This window comes from Novosphingobium sp. KA1, assembly GCF_017309955.1.
In the GTDB taxonomy this organism is placed as follows: Bacteria; Pseudomonadota; Alphaproteobacteria; order Sphingomonadales; family Sphingomonadaceae; genus Novosphingobium.
In genome coordinates this window covers 1,492,221-1,511,672 of the sequence record NZ_CP021248.1, presented here as the reverse complement: position 1 = coordinate 1,511,672, position 19,452 = coordinate 1,492,221, and the positions used below count along the sequence as shown (strand labels likewise).

Annotated in this window: 17 protein-coding genes and 1 pseudogene; 14 read left to right on the top strand and 4 right to left on the bottom strand. The window is 65.6% G+C overall.

Going from position 1 to position 19,452, the window contains the following annotated elements:
* The first annotated feature begins 6 nt into the window (after positions 1 to 6).
* Positions 7 to 1,332: a cytochrome c gene (locus tag CA833_RS24350; RefSeq protein WP_242526484.1), complete on the top strand. Its 1,326-nt coding sequence runs from the start codon at positions 7 to 9 to the stop codon at positions 1,330 to 1,332.
* Positions 1,333 to 1,394: 62 nt separating this feature from the next.
* Here CA833_RS24350 and CA833_RS24345 read toward each other — a convergent pair whose 3' ends face one another.
* Positions 1,395 to 2,513, bottom strand: coding sequence for a PLP-dependent cysteine synthase family protein (locus CA833_RS24345; protein ID WP_207080505.1), 1,119 nt, complete (start codon positions 2,511 to 2,513; stop codon positions 1,395 to 1,397).
* A 168-nt stretch (positions 2,514 to 2,681) separates the two neighbouring features.
* Here CA833_RS24345 and CA833_RS24340 point away from each other — a divergent pair, with 168 nt between their 5' ends.
* On the top strand, positions 2,682 to 3,137 hold the full coding sequence (locus CA833_RS24340) for an Lrp/AsnC family transcriptional regulator (protein ID WP_207080504.1): 456 nt from the start codon (positions 2,682 to 2,684) through the stop codon (positions 3,135 to 3,137).
* A gap of 42 nt (positions 3,138 to 3,179) precedes the next feature.
* Here CA833_RS24340 and CA833_RS24335 read toward each other — a convergent pair whose 3' ends face one another.
* Complete coding sequence (locus CA833_RS24335) at positions 3,180 to 3,590, bottom strand: cupin domain-containing protein (protein ID WP_142638998.1); 411 nt, start codon at positions 3,588 to 3,590, stop codon at positions 3,180 to 3,182.
* 26 nt (positions 3,591 to 3,616) lie between these two features.
* Positions 3,617 to 4,599 (bottom strand): annotated as a pseudogene (locus tag CA833_RS24330) (aldo/keto reductase).
* 145 nt (positions 4,600 to 4,744) lie between these two features.
* Here CA833_RS24330 and CA833_RS24325 point away from each other — a divergent pair.
* The 11 genes from CA833_RS24325 to CA833_RS24275 all read left to right on the top strand — a co-directional run bounded on the left by CA833_RS24325 (position 4,745) and on the right by CA833_RS24275 (position 17,068).
* Positions 4,745 to 5,638: a LysR family transcriptional regulator gene (locus tag CA833_RS24325; RefSeq protein WP_142638994.1), complete on the top strand. Its 894-nt coding sequence runs from the start codon at positions 4,745 to 4,747 to the stop codon at positions 5,636 to 5,638.
* Positions 5,639 to 5,891: 253 nt separating this feature from the next.
* Complete coding sequence (locus CA833_RS24320; protein ID WP_142638992.1) at positions 5,892 to 6,203, top strand: STAS domain-containing protein; 312 nt, start codon at positions 5,892 to 5,894, stop codon at positions 6,201 to 6,203.
* On the top strand, positions 6,200 to 6,568 hold the full coding sequence (locus CA833_RS24315; RefSeq protein ID WP_207080503.1) for a response regulator: 369 nt from the start codon (positions 6,200 to 6,202) through the stop codon (positions 6,566 to 6,568). The genes CA833_RS24320 and CA833_RS24315 overlap by 4 nt, the downstream gene beginning before the upstream one ends.
* Complete coding sequence (locus CA833_RS24310; protein ID WP_207080502.1) at positions 6,565 to 8,619, top strand: chemotaxis protein CheA; 2,055 nt, start codon at positions 6,565 to 6,567, stop codon at positions 8,617 to 8,619. The genes CA833_RS24315 and CA833_RS24310 overlap by 4 nt, the downstream gene beginning before the upstream one ends.
* A 2-nt stretch (positions 8,620 to 8,621) precedes the next feature.
* Positions 8,622 to 9,149 (top strand): chemotaxis protein CheW, encoded by a 528-nt coding sequence (locus CA833_RS24305; RefSeq protein WP_207080501.1) that lies wholly within the window; start codon positions 8,622 to 8,624, stop codon positions 9,147 to 9,149.
* A 13-nt stretch (positions 9,150 to 9,162) separates the two neighbouring features.
* Positions 9,163 to 10,869: a methyl-accepting chemotaxis protein gene (locus CA833_RS24300; protein ID WP_142638983.1), complete on the top strand. Its 1,707-nt coding sequence runs from the start codon at positions 9,163 to 9,165 to the stop codon at positions 10,867 to 10,869.
* Positions 10,870 to 10,945: 76 nt separating this feature from the next.
* A complete protein-coding gene (locus tag CA833_RS24295) occupies positions 10,946 to 12,754 on the top strand; it encodes a methyl-accepting chemotaxis protein (protein ID WP_242526483.1) in 1,809 nt (602 codons plus the stop codon).
* On the top strand, positions 12,751 to 13,236 hold the full coding sequence (locus CA833_RS24290; RefSeq protein WP_207080500.1) for a chemotaxis protein CheW: 486 nt from the start codon (positions 12,751 to 12,753) through the stop codon (positions 13,234 to 13,236). The genes CA833_RS24295 and CA833_RS24290 overlap by 4 nt, the downstream gene beginning before the upstream one ends.
* Positions 13,237 to 13,320: 84 nt before the next feature.
* Positions 13,321 to 14,133, top strand: coding sequence for a protein-glutamate O-methyltransferase CheR (locus tag CA833_RS24285; protein ID WP_142639496.1), 813 nt, complete (start codon positions 13,321 to 13,323; stop codon positions 14,131 to 14,133).
* A gap of 4 nt (positions 14,134 to 14,137) precedes the next feature.
* Complete coding sequence (locus CA833_RS24280; protein WP_207080499.1) at positions 14,138 to 15,238, top strand: chemotaxis response regulator protein-glutamate methylesterase; 1,101 nt, start codon at positions 14,138 to 14,140, stop codon at positions 15,236 to 15,238.
* Between the two features lie 99 nt (positions 15,239 to 15,337).
* Entirely contained in the window at positions 15,338 to 17,068 is a 1,731-nt protein-coding gene (locus CA833_RS24275) for a hypothetical protein (RefSeq protein ID WP_242526482.1), read from the top strand.
* Between the two features lie 433 nt (positions 17,069 to 17,501).
* Here CA833_RS24275 and CA833_RS24270 read toward each other — a convergent pair whose 3' ends face one another.
* Positions 17,502 to 18,179 carry a TetR/AcrR family transcriptional regulator gene (locus CA833_RS24270; RefSeq protein ID WP_142638975.1) on the bottom strand — a complete coding sequence of 226 codons (678 nt, stop codon included), beginning with the start codon at positions 18,177 to 18,179 and terminating at the stop codon, positions 17,502 to 17,504.
* Positions 18,180 to 18,290: 111 nt separating this feature from the next.
* On the opposite strand from CA833_RS24270, the gene CA833_RS24265 reads away from it, so the two are divergent.
* Positions 18,291 to 19,403 (top strand): LLM class flavin-dependent oxidoreductase, encoded by a 1,113-nt coding sequence (locus CA833_RS24265; RefSeq protein ID WP_142638973.1) that lies wholly within the window; start codon positions 18,291 to 18,293, stop codon positions 19,401 to 19,403.
* The last annotated feature ends 49 nt before the right edge of the window (positions 19,404 to 19,452 follow it).

The following is a 19,452-nucleotide window of genomic DNA, read 5'->3' as shown; positions in this document are numbered from 1 at the left end:
GCGGCGTTGAAGACACGATACAAGATCCTGCTGCCCGCGCTTGCCGTCGTGGCAGCCGCGACGGCCTGGTATGTGAACCGCACCCCGGCTTCGCCGTTCGACGGTGTGGCCGCACCCGCCTTCACTCCGGCGCTGGTCAGGCAGGGCGAACAACTCGCCCGCGCGGCGGATTGTGTGGCTTGCCACGGCCTGCCGGACAAGCCTGCGTTCAGTGGCGGGCTGGAGATGGCGACGCCGCTCGGCTCGATCTTTGCCACAAACATCACGCCGGACAAGCAGGCCGGCATCGGCCAATACACCCTCGCCGATTTCGACCGCGCGCTGCGCGCGGGCGTCGCGGCGGACGGCCACCGGCTCTATCCGGCGATGCCCTATCCCTCCTACGTCAAGCTCACCGATGGCGATGTGAAGGCGCTCTATGCCTTCTTCATGGCCGGGGTGCCGGCCGCGCGGCAGCCCAACCGTGACAGCGAGATCCCCTGGCCGCTGAGCATGCGCTGGCCGCTGGCACTGTGGAGCGGGGTCTTCGCGCCTTCGGCCACGTTCGAGGCGCGCAAGGACAAGGATGCCCTGTGGAACCGGGGAGCCTATCTGGTGCAGGGTGCCGGACACTGCGGCAGCTGCCACACCCCGCGCGGGCTGGCGATGAACGAGAAGGCCTATCACGAAGGCAGCCGTCTCTACCTATCGGGTGGGCTGCTGGACGGCTGGTACGCACCGAGCCTGCGCGGCGACAGCAATACCGGCCTCGGCCGCTGGAGCGAGGAGGAACTGCACCAGTTCCTGAAGACCGGGCGCAATCGCCACGCGGTGGTGTTCGGCTCGATGACTGAGGCCTTCAACAACTCGCTGCAGTTCATGCCGGACGAGGATCTGCGGGCCATCGCGCATTACCTGAAGTCCCTTCCGGGCAATCCCGGCAAGGACGGCGCGGCCTGGAGCTACAGTGCGGCCGCGGGGGACAACCGCGCGGGCGCGCAGACCTATCTCGCCAAGTGCAGCTTCTGCCACGGCGTCGACGGGCGCGGGCAGGGGCAGTGGATTCCGCCGCTGGCCGGTTCCGCCTCCTCGCTGGCGAGCGAGGGCGCGGCCTCGGGCATCAATGCCGTGCTGAACGGGTCGGCGCGCGTCGTCGCGCAGGGCGTTCCCGATGCCTACCGGATGCCGCCCTTCCGCAACCAGCTGTCCGATCAGCAGATCGCCGATGTTTTGAGCTACGTCCGCAGTTCCTGGGGTAATACCGGCGGCACGGATTCGGCCAAGGACGTGCGTAAGCTACGCAAGCGCACCGATCCGGCCAGCAGCGAAGTGATCGTTCTGCAGATGCATTGAGGCGAGCAGCGTGCCGGCGGCCGGGACTAGCCGGTGCCGGCGCGCTTTCGCTTCGGAAAAAGTCAGGCGGCCGCCCGCCGTGCAAGATCCGGCATCAGCGGCAGGAAGTGGCCGAGCCCGGGATGGGCATCGGCAGGGGTGAAGCCCCTCGCCTCGCACCATTGCGGATCGTGGCAGGTCGAACGGTATCGTTCGCCGGAATCGCATAGGATCGTCACCAGATTGCCGGTTTCACCGCGTGCTGCCATCTCGGCAACGATCTCCATGCAGGCGTGAAGGTTGACGCCGGTCGAGGGGCCGCAACTGCGCCCCATCAGCGCGCTCAGATGATGGGCCGCGGCCATTCCGGCGCCATCGCGCACTACCACCATGCGGTCGATCACTTCGGGCGTGAACGAGCGTTCGACCGAGGCGCGGCCGATCCCCTCGACGCAGGACAGCGCGCCTTCGACGCGGCTGACCGAACGGTCGGCGAAGTGGCGATGGAACACCGACGCCTCGGGATCGGCCACGGCAAGGTGGGCGGCATGGCCCATGTAGCGGATGTGGCGGCCAAGCGTGGTGGCGGTACCGCCGGTGCCCGCGCCGCAGACGATCCAGCGCGGCAGACCGCCCGGCACTTCGGCCATCTGTGCAAAGATGGCCTGCGCGATGTTGCCGCTGGCGCGGTAGTCGGTGGCCCGTTCGGCGAGGGTGAACTGGTCGAGGTGATAGCCCCCGCACGCGCTGGCGATCCGGGCAGCTTCGGACTGGATCGCGCGGGGATCGTCCACTTCCCGGCATGTGCCGCCCAGCGCCTCGATCTGCACGATCTTCTCGCGCGCGGTGCAGGCGGGCACGACGGCGAGGAAGGGCAGGCCGAGCAGCCGTGCGAACCACGCCGCAGAAACCGCAGTCGATCCCGAGGATGCCTCGACGATCAGCGTGTCGGGGCTGATGCGGCCATTGCAGAGCGCGTGGAGAAACAGCGAGCGGGCCAGCCGGTGCTTCAGGCTGCCGCTGGCATGGGCTGATTCATCCTTGAGAAACAGGCGGATACCCGGTGCATCGGTGAGCGGCAACTCGATTAGCGGTGTTTCGGGTGCGCTCGCCTGCTCGGCGCGCAGGTGGGCGATGGCCTGTGTCTGCCATTCCCGGACAGTGTGGTCCTGCTCCGCCGCGTATCCGATGTCCTGTGCCATGCGCGCTACTCCTCGTCTGCGCTGACTTTAGTGCGCTTGGCGTGGAAAATGTGTGCGAAGTTTGCGCAAAATAGGCGAATTGGCTTCCGTGTGATGCGGTATTTTTGACTTTTGTGCGTTAATTGTGCATTGGAGTGGGATTCCGTGATGAATCCGTGGACTGTCCTCATGCTCGACGACCGTGACTATCGCATTCTCGAGATGCTCCAGAGCGATGCGGACATGCCGGTCCATGCCATTGCCGAACGGGTCAACATTTCGCCCTCGGCCTGTTCTCGGCGCATCGCCCGGCTGCGCGACGATGGCTACATCCGTCGCACCGTCGCCGTGCTCGACCGGCCGCTGCTGGACTTGCGCGGCACCGTTTACGTGATCATCCGCGCCCGTCATTCCGGGGATTGGCTGGAGCGTTTCCGTGCGACCGTGGCGAGTATTCCCGAAGTGCTCGAATGCCACCGGCTGGCGGGCAACTTCGACTATCTTCTCAAGGTCGTGGTCAGGGACGTCGCGCACTACGACGCGGTCTACAAGCGCCTGATCGCACGGCTCGATCTGAACGACGTTTCCGCCTACATCTCTATGGAGACGATCAAGGACGAGCAGGCGTTGCCGATCAGGTCCTGACCGGCAACGCCTGCTTCAGCGCCAGATTAGGAACCTGGGCGGTCAGCCCGTCGGCGGTCCGGCCAGATAGTCGTCATCGCTGACCTGTTCCAGCCAGTCGACGGCACGTCCGTCGAGCATCTCGGCAATGGCGACGTGGGTCATGGCGGTAGTCGGCGTGGCGCCGTGCCAGTGCCTGTGGCCGGGCGGGCACCAGATCACGTCACCGGCGCGAATCTCGACGATGGCTTCGCCTTCGCACTGGGTCCAGCCGCAGCCCGATGTGACGATCAGCGTCTGGCCAAGCGGGTGGGTGTGCCAGGCGGTGCGAGCGCCGGGCTCGAAGGTTACGATGGCGCCGCCGGCGCGCGCGGGGGGCTCGCCTTGGAACGGGGAATCGATGCGCACGTTGCCGGTGAACCAGTCGGCGGGCCCCTTGATCGAGGGCTGACTACCGTTGCGGATGAGTTTCATACGAGGATGTCCTTCGGACGTCTGGATCAGCGGCCGACGCGGCCGGCGATCGAGGCGGGATAGCGCGCACCTTGCGCCGGGAAGGCGGCGAGCGCTTCCTCGATTTCGGCAAGGTCCGCAGGGGAGAGGGTGATGGCGGCTGCGCCGAGGTTTTCGGTCAGGCGATGCCGCTTGGTGGTGCCCGGAATCGGCACGATCCACGGCTTGCCGGCGAGCAGCCAGGCAATTGCGATTTGCGCCGGGGTGGCGCCGCGTGCCTCGGCGATGTCCTTGAGCCGGAAGACGAGCGCTTCGTTGGCCTTGCGGTTCTCCTCTTCGAAACGCGGCACGACATTGCGGAAGTCGTCGCCGCCGAAGGTCGTCTCGGCAGTGATGGCGCCGGTCAGGAAACCCTTGCCGAGCGGACTGAACGGGACAAAACCGATACCGAGTTCCTCACATAGCGGCAGGATCTCCGCCTCGGGCTCGCGCCACCACAGCGAGTATTCGCTCTGCAGCGCGGCAACCGGTTGCACTGCATGGGCACGGCGCAGCGATTCCGCGCCTGCCTCGGACATGCCGAAGTGGCGCACTTTGCCCTCGGCAATAAGGTCGCGCACAGTGCCGGCAACTTCCTCGACCGGGACGGCAGGATCGACGCGGTGCTGGTAGAGCAGGTCTATATGATCAGTGCCGAGACGGCGGAGCGAGGCTTCAGTCATGGCGCGGATCGTTTCGGGGCGGCTGTCCAGTCCGTCCATCGGCTTGCCCCCGGAAAGCCGAACTTGGTGGCGATCACCACTTCGTCGCGCACGTCGGCAAGCGCCTTGCCGAGCAGTTCCTCGTTGGCATAAGGGCCATAGGCTTCGGCGGTGTCGAAGAACGTCACCCCCTGGTCGAAGGCCACGCGGATCAGCGCGATACCGTCGCTTTCCGAGACCGGTGGGCCGTAGCCGTAGCTCAGCCCCATACATCCAAGGCCGATGGCCGAGACTTCGAGGCCGCTCTTACCGAGTTTGCGCTTCTGCATGGATAACTCCTGGTTACATGCCCGCCGAGTTCGTGGCTTTGAACATTGTTCGGGCCTGGGCTTTGGGCTGAACCTGAAGATAGGTTGCGCGCGTCTGTGTGATTAGTACATCATTGATGCATGCGGCTATCAACATGAGTCATCAATGCAGCGCGACGAACTGAACGACCTTCACGCCTTCATCGCCATTGCGGAGGAGCGCAGCTTCACCCGCGCGGCGGCCAAGATGGGGATCTCGCAATCCGCGCTGAGCCACAAGATCCGCCGGCTGGAGGCACGGCTCGGCGTGCGCCTGCTTTCGCGCACGACGCGCAGTGTCTCGCCCACGGATGTCGGCGAACGGCTGCTGGGCGGCCTCATCCCGGCTTTTGCGCAGATCGAGGATCATCTCGATATGCTGGGCGAACTGCGTGAGAAACCGGCGGGCCTGATCCGCATCACTGCGCCGCTCCATGCCACCCGCACCGTGCTCTGGCCGGTCGTCGCTCGGCTCATGCAGGACTATCCGGAGGTGGAAATCGAACTGAGTGTGGATTCCGGGCTGCGCGACATTGTGGCGGACAAGTTCGACGCTGGCGTACGCCTTGGCGAACAGGTCGCACGGGACATGATCGCGGTGCCGATCGGCCCCGAACTGCGCATGGCCGCCGTGGCCGCGCCCGGCTATTTGCGCGGCCATGGCATCCCGCATGCACCGCAGGATCTTGCCGCGCATCGCTGCATCAACTTGCGCCTGACGACCGCTGGCGGATTGTATGCCTGGGAACTGGAGAAGGGCGGCCGCGAACTCAACGTGCGGGTGGAGGGGCAATTCACCTCGAACAATGTCGAAGTCATCATCGATGCCGCGATCGACGGGTTCGGGCTCGCCTTCGTGCCCGAGGACTATGTGGCACAGCACATTGCCGAGGGAAGGCTGGAGCGCGTGCTGGACGAATGGTGCGACCCGTTCCCAGGTTACCACCTCTATTACCCCAGCCGCAGGCAGCCGAAGCCTGCCTTTGCGCTCCTGATCGACGCGCTGCGGTACCGCACCTGAACGTTCCCGGGGACTGATGCGCCGGCATCATCCTCGTTTACCCTGAAAGCCATGCTTCGCGAGGCGCCCGATGGCGGCTTGCGGGAACCAGACGCGTGCCGCCGCGGATCGGGGCCAGCCTTTCGTTTCCCGAAGTTGGCTCAATGCTAAAAAATGTTCATCGCCGTGCGGTGAGGTCGGAATTTCTTTCTAAAAAACACACATCCCCGCGTTCCGACACGTTCGCACTCATCTTTCATGTCCAGTGGAAGCGATGCAACAGGCCATAACTGTACCATCTTCCGTAACCGTGCGCAGTGCGCATGAATTCGTGCAGGCAATTCTTGCCGGCTTTGAAAATGGCGAAGACGCCGTTCTCGACGTATCCGCCGTCGTTGAGGCCGATCTTGCCTTTGTCGAGATCCTCTACGCCGCGCGTGAGCAATGGGCCCGGGCCGGACGGGAATTGCGCCTCGTCGCACCCGTTACCGAGCCGGTCGTCGCCTTGCTTCGGCGCGCGGGATTCCTTGCCGAGCCCACCCCCCAGGACATCGATTTCTGGTTTCACGGAGACCTTCCGCAATGACTGCCGCTATCCTTACCGTCGACGATTCCCCCAGTCTGCGCATGGCGATCCGCATCGCGCTGACCGGCGCGGGCTATGACGTCACCGAGGCGGGCGACGGCGTGGAGGGGCTGAGCACGGCCGCCGCGAAGAAGTTCGATCTCATCATCACCGACCTCAACATGCCGAACATGGATGGGCTGACGATGATCCGCGAACTGCGCAAGGCGCCGGAGCAGGCGGGCGTGCCGATCATCTTCCTCACCACCGAAAGCGACGATGCCATGAAGCAGCAGGCCAAGGCGGCGGGCGCCACCGGCTGGCTGGTCAAGCCCTTCGTGCCCGAACAGCTCATCAAGGTTTCGCGCAAGGTGCTGGGCCGGTGAGTTCGCAGGACCCGGTCGCAGCTTTCCGCATCGAGGCGGGCGAACTGCTTGACCAGATCGAGCAGGGCCTGCTCGATCTCGGCCACCGGCTCGACGACCGGGACCTTGTCGACGAAGTGTTCCGCGGGCTGCACACGCTCAAGGGCTCGGGTGCGATGTTCGGGTTCGATGCGCTGGCCGAGTTCACCCACCACTGCGAGACCGCGTTCGACCGCGTGCGCAAGGGGCTGGCCCCGGCGACGCAGGAACTGGTGGCGGTTATCCTTTCCGCGCGCGACCACATGCGTGCGCTGATCGACGGCGACGGCAGCGGTCTTGAAGCTACCGGCGCGGCCATCCTTGCTGAGCTTCAGGCCGCCATCGATGGCGTGTCGGATGCGCCGCTGGCAACGGAGTCCGCCGGGGCGGTTCCGGCTGTGCCGATGGCGGCTGCGGGTTCTGGTAGTGGCTGGCGCCTGTCGTTCCGCCTCCCCGCCGATGCCATGGCCAACGGCACCAATCCGCTGATGCTGCTCGACGAGCTGCGCGAGCTTGGCGAATGCCGCATCGTCGCGCGCACCGACAAGGTGCCGCCGCTTGCCGACCTGGTGCCGACCGAATGCCATATAGGCTGGGACGTCGAGCTGCGCGGGGACATCTCGCGCGCGGACATCGACGATGTGTTTATCTTCGTGATGGACGACATGGAGCTTTCCGTGACACCGCTGGAAGCTGCGGCGGACGACGGTCCGGGCGCGGCTCCCGTCGCCGGTGCCGATGGCTCGGCTGCCGTTCAGGATATCGCCCCTCCTGTCTTGGCCGCGACCGATTCCGCAGCCCCTGGAAAGTCCCCCGCTGCTACGCCGAGTGCTGCGCCAAAGTCCGGTGAAAGCGTGCGCGTGCCAGCCGAACGCCTCGACGAGCTGATGGACCGGGTGGGCGAGTTGGTGATTGTCCAGAGCCGCCTGTCGCAGCTCGCAAGCGGGCAGGCTTCGGCCTCCGGAAACGAGCTGGCGCTGCGCTCGATTTCCGAGGAAATCGAGCGGCTTGCAGGCGAACTGCGCGATACCATGATGGTGCTGCGCATGGTGCCGGTCGCCAGCCTGTTCAGCCGTTTCCGCCGTCTCGTTCACGACCTTGCGCGCGAGACCGGCAAGACCATCGCGCTGTCGACCGAGGGCGAGACCACCGAGGTCGACAAGACGATGATCGAGCGGCTCGCCGATCCGATGGTGCATCTCATCCGCAATGCCTGCGATCACGGTCTCGAAACGCCGCAGGACCGCCTTGCCGCGGGCAAGCCGGCTGCAGGCCAGGTCCATCTCTCCGCGCATCAGGCAGGCGGCGAGGTGCTCATCACCATCCGCGACGACGGGCGCGGCATCGACCGCGAGCGGGTCCGCGCCAAGGCCGAGGCGCAAGGGCTGATCCAGCCCGACCAGGCGATTTCCGACCACGACCTGCTGCAGATGATCTTCCATCCCGGTTTCTCCACCGCCGCGCAGGTGACCAACCTTTCCGGGCGCGGGGTCGGCATGGACGTGGTGAAGCGCACGATCGAGAGCCTGCGCGGCACCATCGACGTCACCTCGAAGCCGGGCGAGGGCTCAACCGTCGTGCTGCGGATCCCGCTGACGCTGGCGATCATCGACGGTCTGCTCGTGCGCGTAGGCGAGGGGCGCTACGTGATCCCGCTCGGTGCGGTCGAGGAATGCCTCGAACTCAGCCTCGAGGAAGACCTGCGCTCACGCGGGCGCAGCTTCATCACCTTGCGCGACCGGCTGGTGCCGTTCCTGCGCCTGCGCGAGATCTTCGATACCGGCACGCGGCCCGATCCGCACCAGAAGATCGTCGTCATTGCCACCGGCGCCGAGCGGGTGGGGCTGGTGGTCGACCAGATCATCGGCAGCCACCAGACGGTCATCAAGTCGATGTCGCCGCTGCACCGCGACGTCGCGACCTTTGCCGGGGCGACGATCCTCGGCGACGGCGGCGTCGCGCTGATCCTCGATGTCGTCCAGCTCGTCACCCTCGGCCAGCACCAGGAGGAGCGGCTGCGCGCCGCCGGATAACGATGCCTCAAGCAAATCCTGCCCAGTCCGCCACGCATTGGGATGCCGACGGCCATCTTGAAGTGCTGACCTTCAACCTCGGCGAGGAGACCTTCGCGCTGGAGGCCACGCTGGTTCGCGAAATCCTTGACCTCCTGCCGGAAACCCGGGTCCCGGGTGCCGCGCCCTTGCTGGGCAGCGTGGTCAACTTCCGCGGCAAGATCATCCCGATCGCCGACTTGCGGCTCGCGTTCGCGATGCCTGCGGCCGAGGCCACGCTCGACAGCCGCATCGTGGTGATCGAGACCGAGACCGAGGGAGAGACCTTCCAGATCGGCATCCGCACCGACAAGGTACACGAAGTAGCGACCCTCAGCCGCGATGCCAGCGAGGAGCCGCCCGCCGTCGGCATGCGCTGGCGCCGCGATTTCGTGCGCGAACTGGTGCGCCGCGGCGACGGCGTGGTCGTGCTGCCGGATCTCGCCGCGATTTTCCGTTCCCTGACCGTCGCCGCCGAGGCCGCCGTCAGCCCGTCATCCACTCTTCACTGAAGCCGGGGGTTCCATGCGCGCAACCATCAAGCTGAAGCTCGGGGGGACCTTCGTGCTCCTCCTGATCCTCATGACCGCCACCATCGTTGTCGGGATTTCCCGCCTGACCACGCTCAACGATGCCATCGGCGAGCTTGTCGCCGGACCAGCCAAGCAGCTCGACCGGGCGCGGGCCGTCGATGGCGGCATCAGCATGATGATCCGCGCCGAGAAGAACTTGACCTTGGTCGACGACGCTGCGGCGCGCCGCGACCTCGAAGGGCAGATCGTCACCTGGCGCGAGAAGGTTGAGCAAGAAGTCCTGGATGGCGGAAACAACGCCTCGCCCGAAAGCAAGGCTGCCTGGGCGCAGCTGCGCGAACAGTGGGACGCCTTCAAGCCGGTCAATGCCCAGGTTGCCGAACTCAGCAAGTCCGACAAGGCCGCCGCCGTCGCCCTTACCCTGGGCGAATCGCGCGAGCGCGCCAAGGTGGCGAGCAAGACGGTGGAAGCGCTGATCCAGGCCGAACAGCAGGCCATGGCCCGGGCGGATGACGATACCGAAGTCACATACGGCGCGGCGCGCTCGCTGATGATCGCGATCGGCGTGGCGGCCTTTGCGCTGACGGCGATGGCAGCCGGCTATCTGGCGTTGTTGATCTCGCGCGGGCTGAACGCTGCCGGCGATGCCATGCGCCAGGTTTCCGAAGGGGATCTGACGCGCACGGTCGAGGTCCGCTCGAACGATGAGATCGGCGATCTGCTGGGCCATGTGAACATGATGATCGAGCGGCTGCGCGGCGTTGTCGGCGATGCCACGGTGGCGGCTGAGAACGTCTCGAACGGTAGTCAGGAGCTGTCGGCCAATTCCGAACAGGTCTCGCAAGGGGCCACGGAACAGGCCGCTGCTGCCGAACAGGCCTCGGCCTCGATGGAAGAGATGGCCGCCAACATCAAGCAGAACGCCGACAACGCGGCGCAGACCGAGAAGATCGCGCGCCAGTCGTCCAGGGATGCAGAAGCCAGCGGGGTTGCCGTCAACCGCGCGGTCGGCGCCATGCGCACGATTGCCGAGAAGATCGGCATCGTCCAGGAAATCGCCCGCCAGACCGACCTCCTGGCACTCAACGCCGCCGTCGAGGCCGCGCGCGCCGGTGAACATGGCCGTGGTTTCGCGGTGGTCGCCTCGGAAGTGCGCAAGCTGGCCGAGCGCAGCCAGCAGGCCGCCGCAGAAATCAGCTCGGTGTCGGGCGAGACGGTCGAGGCCGCCGCCGAGGCGGGCGAGATGCTCACCAAGCTGGTCCCGGACATCCGCCGCACCGCCGAGTTGGTGTCCGAGATCAGTTCCGCCTGCCGCGAACAGGACATCGGTGCCGCGCAGATCAACGAGGCGATCCAGCAGCTCGACCAGGTGACCCAGCAGAACGCCGGGGCCTCCGAGCAGATCTCGACGACCTCGGAAGAGCTTGCCGCCCAGGCGGAAGAGCTGCAGGCCTCGATCGCCTATTTCCAGGTTTCCGGGCAGGGAGGGCGTACCACTACCCGTCCGCAGGGCCAGCCCAGGGCCGGGTTCCAGCCGGTCCGCCCGACCGGGGGCATCGTTCGCAAGCCGGCGTCCTCCCGCCCCGCCCGTGCGCTGTCGGTTTCCGACCAGCAGGCCCGCGCCCGAGGTTTTGCCCTCGATCTCTCGACCGGTGGTCCGGACAGCGAGGACGAGGCCTTCAGCAGCCACGCGGCCTGATCTGCACTGATTTTTCGGCAATTACCCTCGAAGCAGGGTTTCCAAGGTTCCAACTCGCATGCGCGCAACGATAAAAATGAAGCTTGCCGTCACCTTCGGCATCATCCTCATCCTGCTGGCGGTGCTCGTCGGCGTCAGTGTCTCGCGTCTCAGCACGCTCAATACCGCGATCACCGACCTGATCGCGGGCCCCGCGGCCCGGCTCGAGCGCGCGCAGCAGGTTCAGGTGGCATTCGGCACGGCAGCGCGCAACGAACGCAGCATGACGATGACCAACGATCCGGTCCAGGTTAAGGAATTCGACGAAAAGGTCGTGCGTGCCCTGACCGAACTCGACCGCCTTAACGAAGAAGGCGAGGCGGATGCCCCTCCTGCGTCCGTGCAGGCCTGGCGTGAGATGCGCTCCGCGCTCGACAGTTTCAAGCCGGTCGATACGCGCATTCGCGATCTTGCGCGGGCGAATAGCAACGAGGAAGCAGCAAGGCTTGCCCTCGGCCCGGCACGGGTCGTGCTCGACAAGGTGAACAAGCAGGCTGACCTCCTGGTCGAGCGTGCCCGCGCCGACATGAAGCAGGTCGATCAGGACACCAACGCGCTTTATGCCTCCGCCCGCGCGACGCTGCTGACCGTGGCCGCGATCGCCATTCTCGGCGCGCTGGCAGGTGGTGTCTGGATCTCGCTGATCGTTTCGCGCGGCCTTGCCCGTGTCGCCACGGTGATCGACGCGGTGGCCATCGGTGATCTCGACAAGGACGTCGAAGTAACCTCGAACGACGAGATCAAGGATCTGGTCGATACCGTCAATCGCATGACCGCCAACTTGCGCGTGAGCGCCGGTCTGGCCGACAAGATCGCCGACGGCGACCTCACCGTCAGCCACAAGCCGCTGTCCGATGAAGACACGCTGGGCCATGCACTGGTGCGCATGATCGACCGCCTGCGCGGCGTCGTCGGCGATGCCAGCGTGGCCGCCAACAATGTCGCCAGCGGCAGCCAGGAACTGTCCTCGACGTCCGAACAGGTCTCGCAGGGCGCCACCGAACAGGCCGCGGCCGCCGAGCAGGCCTCGGCCTCGATGGAAGAGATGTCGGCCAACATCAAGCAGAACGCCGAGAACGCCGCGCAGACCGAGAAGATCGCGCGCCAGTCGGCGCAGGACGCCGAAGCCAGCGGCATCGCGGTCGACCGCGCGGTTGGCGCGATGCGCACGATCGCCGAGAAGATCGGCATCGTCCAGGAAATCGCCCGCCAGACCGACCTCTTGGCCCTCAACGCCGCCGTCGAGGCTGCGCGCGCGGGCGAACATGGCCGCGGTTTCGCGGTGGTCGCCTCGGAAGTGCGCAAGCTCGCCGAGCGTAGCCAGGGTGCCGCTGCGGAAATCAGCGCGGTTTCGGCCAATACCGTCGATGCGGCGACCGAGGCGGGCGAGATGCTTTCCAAACTGGTGCCCGACATCCGCCGGACTGCCGAACTGATCTCGGAAATCAGTGCCGCCTGCCGTGAGCAGGACATCGGTGCCGGTCAGATCAACCAGGCGATCCAACAGCTTGACCAGGTGACCCAGCAGAACGCCAGCGCTTCCGAACAGATCTCGTCGACCTCCGAGGAACTGGCCGCGCAGGCCGAGGAACTGCAAGCCAGCATGGCCTACTTCCGGGTCGATGATGTCGCGATCAAGGCTTCCGGCCGCCCGGCTGTCGCGGCGCGCGGCGGTGCCCCGGCTCGCAAGCCGGCGGTCAAGGGCGCGATCAAGGCTTCCGTAAGCACGGGCGCCAAGCGTCCGGCTCCGGTCAATGGCCATGCCCGCTCCAACGGTTTTGCACTCGATCTCGCGATGGGCGGGGCCGATGACCGCGACGACGCTTTCGGGATGCACAACGCATGAACGACACGCAGGAAATCCAGGCCGTGACGTTCGGCCTGGGGGCGGAAGTCTTCGCGGTGCCGGTCACGCTGGTGCGCGAGATACTCGACTACCGCGAGACCTTCCGCATCCCGGGCGGCCCGGATTACCTGCTCGGGCTCACCGACATGCGCGGCGAAGGGGTGACCACCATCGACTTGCGGCTGCGCCTCGGCCTGTCGCCGGTCGCGCCGACGCCGGCCACCCGTATCCTGGTGATCGACATTCCGCTTGAGGACCGCGTGCTGGTGCTCGGGCTGGTGGTCGACCGGGTGATCGAGGTCACCAGCTTCCGCGCCGACCAGATCGGCGGGGCCCCCGATGTCGGTGTGCGCTGGTCGTCGGACTACATCGGCGGCGTGGTGAAGCGCGACGAAGGCTTCACCGTGCTGGTCGACATGGCGCGGATCTTTTCCTCGCAGGAGGTGGCGCAGCTGTCCTCCTGCGCTGCCGCGGCGGCCTGAGCCATGCCTGCCGCCGCGCCCCTCGCTTCCTCGCCGCCTGCTGCCCGCAGCGGTGCATCCGGTTCACCCGTCGCGGGCGACCGGTTGAGTTCGCGCAACTTCGCGCGGCTGGCGGCCTATATCTACGAATATTCGGGCATCAAGATGCCCGAAAGCAAGCAGACGATGCTGGAAGGGCGGCTGCGGCGGCGCCAGCGCGCGGCTGGTGCCGCGACGCTCGACGCTTATTGCGACTACCTGTTCGCGCAGGACAATCTGGCCGAAGAAGGCTCGGCACTGATCAACGCGGTGACCACCAACAAGACCGACTTCTTCCGTGAACCGGGCCATTTCGAATATCTGAGCGCGGTGATCCTGCCCGAACTCGCCGCGCGCGGGGTCAGGACCATCCGTGCGTGGAGCGCAGCCTGCTCGACCGGGCCGGAGCCCTATACCATGGCCATGGTGCTCGACGACCACGCCGAAAGCCATGGCGGTCCGGCCTACGGCATCCTCGCCACCGATCTCGATACCGACGTGCTGGAAACCGCGCGCAGCGGAATCTATCCGCGTGAACTGGTCGAGCCCGTGCCCGAGCACTTGCGCCGCCGCTACATCATGACCTCGCGCGATCCGGTGCGGCGCGATGTGCGCATGGTGCCGCAGCTGCGCAGCGCGATCGGTTTTGCGCGCCTCAACCTCATGGAGCCCCATTACCCGGTGGGCGAGCCGATGCATCTGGTGTTCTGCCGCAATGTCCTCATCTATTTCGACAAACCGACCCAGCGCCAGGTCGTCTCGCGCCTCGTCGATTGCCTGAAGCCGGGCGGATACTTGTTCCTGGGGCATTCGGAATCGATCACCGGCCACGGATTGCCGCTGACCCAGGTCGCCAATACCGTGTTCCGGAAGGCCTGATCCCATGCCGCTGGGCCAGAAGATCCGCGTGCTCGTCATCGACGATTCCGCCAGCGTGCGCCAGACGATGACGGCGATCCTCCAGGAAGACCCCGAGATCGAGGTGATCGGCGCGGCGCCCGATCCTTTCAGCGCCGCGCGCCGGATCCAGGAGGAAGTGCCCGACGTCATCACCCTCGACGTCGAGATGCCGCGCATGGACGGCATCACGTTCTTGCGCAAGCTGATGGCGCAGTGCCCGGTGCCGGTGGTGATGTGTTCCTCGCTCACCGAAGAGGGCTCGGAAACGCTGCTGCAGGCGATGGAGGCGGGCGCGGTCGATGTTATCCTCAAGCCGCGCATCGGTGTGGCCGACCATCTCGCCGAGCATCATCTCCAGATCCGCGATGTCGTGAAAGGCGCCTCGCGGGCCCGCGTGCGCGGCCGCCCCGCTCAACGTGACGGCGGGCGCGAGGCGCAGCCGGACGGGCCGGCGAAGAAGCTCACAGCCGATGCCGTGCTGCCACCGCCGAGCGGGCGGGCGATGAGCCGAACCACCGAAATGGTGGTCTGTCTCGGCGCGTCCACCGGCGGTACCGAGGCGCTGCGGGAGGTTCTGGAGGCGCTACCCGCCAATGCCCCGGGCGTAGTTGTCGTGCAGCATATGCCCGAGAATTTCACGCGGGCCTTTGCGAGGCGCCTCGATGGGCTATGCGAAGTCGGCGTCAAGGAGGCTGCCGACGGCGATCCGGTGCTGCGCGGCCACGTGCTGATCGCGCCGGGCGGCAAGCACCTGATGCTGGAACGGCAGGGCGCGCGGTATCATGTTTCGGTCCGCGACGGGCCGCTGGTTTCGCGGCACCGGCCTTCGGTCGACGTGCTGTTCCGCTCGGCGGCGCGCTCGGCCGGGTCCAACGCGGTGGGCGTCATCATGACCGGCATGGGTGACGACGGCGCGCGCGGCCTGCTCGAAATGAAGCAGGCGGGGGCGCGCACCTTTGCGCAGGACGAGGCGACATCGATCGTTTTTGGCATGCCCAAGGAAGCCATCGCCCGCGGCGCTGCCGACCGGGTTATCCCGCTCGGCGCCATCGCCCGCGAAGTCATGACGGCGACCGCGCGATGATTCGCCGCCTTTGCGTCCCATCGGCGCCGCGAGTGCCGTTTTTGCCGCTTCACCACGATCCATTTGCAAAGCCCGGCGTCGTCCGGTTCGGAGGATGTCTTGTATCTCGCCACGCTCTCTGAGGATGCCGCCCAGGCCCCGCTGTCGCTGGCCGAACTGCGCGACGGGCTGTTCGCGATCGCCAGTGGACTGGACGCACGCTTCGTGGAGGCCGGCACCGCGCTGGCGCGGGCCTATGAAATCGTCGAGACCCTGATCGGCGCGCTGGAAAGCGTCACCAACGCCTTCCAGCGCGATGAGGCCGAGGCGGCTGTGGGCAATATGCGCAGCACCGCCGACCGGTTGATGCGTCTCCCGGAGATTCAGTCCGACCGTCGCGGTGCGCTTGTCGCCATCGAAAAGGCCGGCGCGGCGCTGGCGGCGCAGATCGAGCAGGTCAACCGCACGCTGAGCTTCCTGCGCATCTGCGGCCTCAACATCAAGGTGGCGGCGGCGGGTTCCGGCGACTTCTCGGGCTTTGCCGACATGATGTTCGACAAGATCGATCTCGGCGAGGCGGAAATGGCCAGCATCTCGCGCGAGATCGGATGCCTTACCGAAGCCGTGCCCGGCATGTACGAGGTCGAGGCGCAGCTCGGGGCTGAATGTGCGCGGGTCATTCCTCATATCCCGCAGCGTCTGGCCGACGATGCCGCCGGGCTTCAGCAGCACCAGTCGGCGCTTGCGGAGCGCGCGCTCAGGATCGCCGATGTCGCTCGCCAGATTCGCAACCAGGTAGGCACTGCGCTCGGTGCCCTGCAGATCGGTGACATCACCCGCCAGCGGCTTGAACACGTGGCCGACGGCCTCAACGACATCGAGCTGTTCCTGGGCGAGCCCGCAGGGCTTCCCGTCGCGACCGCCGAAGTGGTGAGCGGCCACGCAGTGGCCCTTCTGGCGGCGCAGGCGGCCGATACGCTGGAAGCGTTCCAGGGCGAATCCCGTCTGCTCGCCAGCAGTCTGCGCGGTCTCGGGCCGCAGGCGGCGAGCTTGCTCGACTTGCGCGCGGCTGGCGAAGAGACCGGGGGCGGAGCGGACGATGGGGTGTTCCTGCGCAAGCTGGAACAGAGCGTGGAGGAAGTCGCCAGCGTCACCGAACGGTTGAGTGAAGCCGACGCGCGCTCGACCCGGCTCAGTCATGTAGCCTCGACTACCGCGGAGCATCTCGCCCAGCGTCTGGCTACCGTGCACCGGATTACCCGCGACGTGCAGCAGATGGCGTGGAACACCGATCTCAGGTGCTACAGGCTGGGTGTGGACGGTCGCGGTCTTGCCGTCGTGGCGCAGGAAATCCGTGGGTTCGCCGCCACCCTGGGGTCGATCGCCAGCGGTATCGCCCAATCGTTCGAGGCGCTGGAACTGGCGGCAGTGGTCATGCGCGGTGCCGAGCACGAGGCCCCAGCTGACGCCGGGGTCGCGCTGTCGGAATCGCTCGGCTGCATCCGTGACGGCGGTGAACGCATGCAGTCAGGCCTCACCGCGCTCGATCAGGGCGCCCACGCGGTAACGGAGATCATCGCGGAGACGACCGGTAAGGTCGACTGCGAGGCCGAGGTGGGAACGGCGCTCATTGAGATCGCGGACCGGATGGCGATTCTCGGCAGCAAGAGCGAGGACATCCCTGAGGAGGGCCAGGTCATGTTGGAGGCGCTGCTGGGCACGATCGGCGCGCGCTACACGATGGCCCGCGAACGCGAAGTCCATCGCCGCTACCTTCCTGGTAGCGAAACGGAGGAACTGACGGCCACTGTCGACGGGGACGATGACGACTTCGACGACGGGTTGTTCTAGGTCGTAAACTCATAAACGGCACCATCGAGGCGCCCAAATGGCGAACAGCTCGGGCCGAAGTTGCCGCCGGGCGGGCTGGTTGCCCGTCCAAGGCAGATTCGGTTCCAGATGGAAGCCATTTGGGCGCCCCTCCGGGGTTTGACCAAAATGGCCCAGCGCGGCGTCGGGAAGTCTTGAAATATCGACATATTCCAGCGCCTTCCCTCCTGCCGCTGAGCCATTTTGCCTCAAACCTCGATGGTGCTGTTTATGAGTTTACGACCTAGCTTGCGACAGATCCGCATTGTCTGATGAATCGGAGAATGCGGAAAACCAAGGCCCTTGGAGCAGTCGGTTCGATTACATCGGATCAACTGCTCCAAGGGCTTCGTTCGTAGCCGGCGCTGCGAAATTCATGGTTCGCACATTCCCCGATGGTCGTTCGGGTGCTGCCTCAAAGATTTGTGGTGAGGTAGGCCAGGCACATTCGGCCGAGCTCTATCTTGAGTTCCTTCCAGTCCTGAGGATGAACCGATTCGCCGGTTGAACCGAGGCTCAACTGCCGGGCAAGGGTGGCGAAGATGATCTGGTATGCGGCGTTGGCCTTGCGCTCCTGATCGGAGCCTCCGAACTGGTCACGATATTCCAGCATCGCGTTGATGCCCAGCGCAGCGGCACGATTGGCGCTCTCCCTGCCAGGTCCGGCAACCAGGGGGTCGAAGGCGGCGCGGGCCATGCTCTGGCGCAGCAGCGGGGCCTCTTCACGCAGCAGTTCGGCATAGTTTTCAACGAATGCAGGCACGACCGTCGCCAGTGAAGATGATTGCTCGCGCACGCGCTCCATCATCGCGTTTTCACGCTCTTCCATGCGCTGCAAGTGGTTGCCGATGACCGCGCGGACAAGGTTCTCCTTGCTTTCGAACCGCAGGTAGATCGAGCCGATCGAGACATTGCCGGTCTGGCTTACCTCCTGGAGGGTGAATTCCTCGCTGCCACGCTCAAGCATCAGCTTTTCCGCAGCGGAAACCATGCGTTCGAGCGAGGCCTTGCTGCGTCCTTGCTGCGGTGTGCGGCTGACGGTGTCGACCGCCAGTTCTTTTTTGGCGGTCTTGGGTTTTGGGCGTGTTGACATGACAGCAACAAACAGCCTATCGAAATGCGAACGTCAATTCTAATTCGATCTTGTTTCACATGAGACCGTACGCCATCGCGGCGGCGGCGATGCCCCAAGGGAGGGGAGAAGATGCGTTTTTCCGTATTTCTGAATGCGCGTTCGCTCGGTCCGGATCAGGACCGGAAGCTGATGAAGGATCTGGAGGCCCATGCGAAGTTGGCCGCGGATCTCGATTACGACGCCATTTTCCTGCCGGATCACCACTTCAACGGGTACATGCCGGTGGCGAGCGACAGCTTCATCTTTGCCGGCTACCTTGCCGCGCAGATGCCCAAGATGCATTTCGGTTTTTCGGTCGTTTCGGTGCCGCTCCACCACCCGGTGCGGCTTGCCGAGCGAATTAATATTCTCGACCAATTGACCGACGGGAAGCTGCTGGTCGGCGTCGGTTCAGGCACGACGCCGGAAGAAATGATCGGTTTCGCGGTCGACTACAAGGATGCCGGCCGCATCTCTGACAACAACCTGGCGCTGGTCGAACAGCTCTGGGCCAAGCAGATGGAAGATCCTGCCGTCGTCATCGACAACGGCCCCTACAAGGGGCGTGTTCTCCAGCGGATCACGCCGTCGCCGTTCACGCCGGGCCATGCGCGGCTGATGCCGGTAGCGATGAAGGAAGCCAGTTCGCGCCGCGCGGCCGAAAACGGCTGGCCGGCGTTCATTCCCGCCTTCACTCCGCCAACGATCGGCGGGACCGAGCCGTTCACCCACGTCAAGAAGTGGTTTGACATCTACAAGGGTTTCCTGCTGGAAGCCGGGCACAGCGAGGACGTGGTGAAATCCGCGCTCGACTGGACGACGCACACCTATCAGGTCGTCCACGTGGCTGAAAGCGACGATCAGGCGCGTGAGGAACTGGAAGTGATCCTGCGCAGCTATCAGGATGCCATCGAGCGTGAAGCCGAATTCAACGCGCGCGCCGAAAGCGACGATGCCAACAGGAAGACCGACAGGACGCCCAATGCCCTGACCGACGACTGGATCGGTACCTGGTGCCTGTATGGTTCGCCGGAGACGGTGCTGGAGCACCTCACGCCTTATGCTGAACTCGGTATCGGTAACGTGCTGTGCGGCACCACCACCGGGCCGCTGACCGAGCAGCGGCTGGCCTACGGCGATCAGACGCTGCGGCTGATGGCGGAAAAGGTGATGCCGGCGTTCAAGGCCGCGGTCCCGGCCTGAACAAGGATAGGATGGCGCGGCCCGCAAGAAGGCCGCGCCGCTTGAGGAG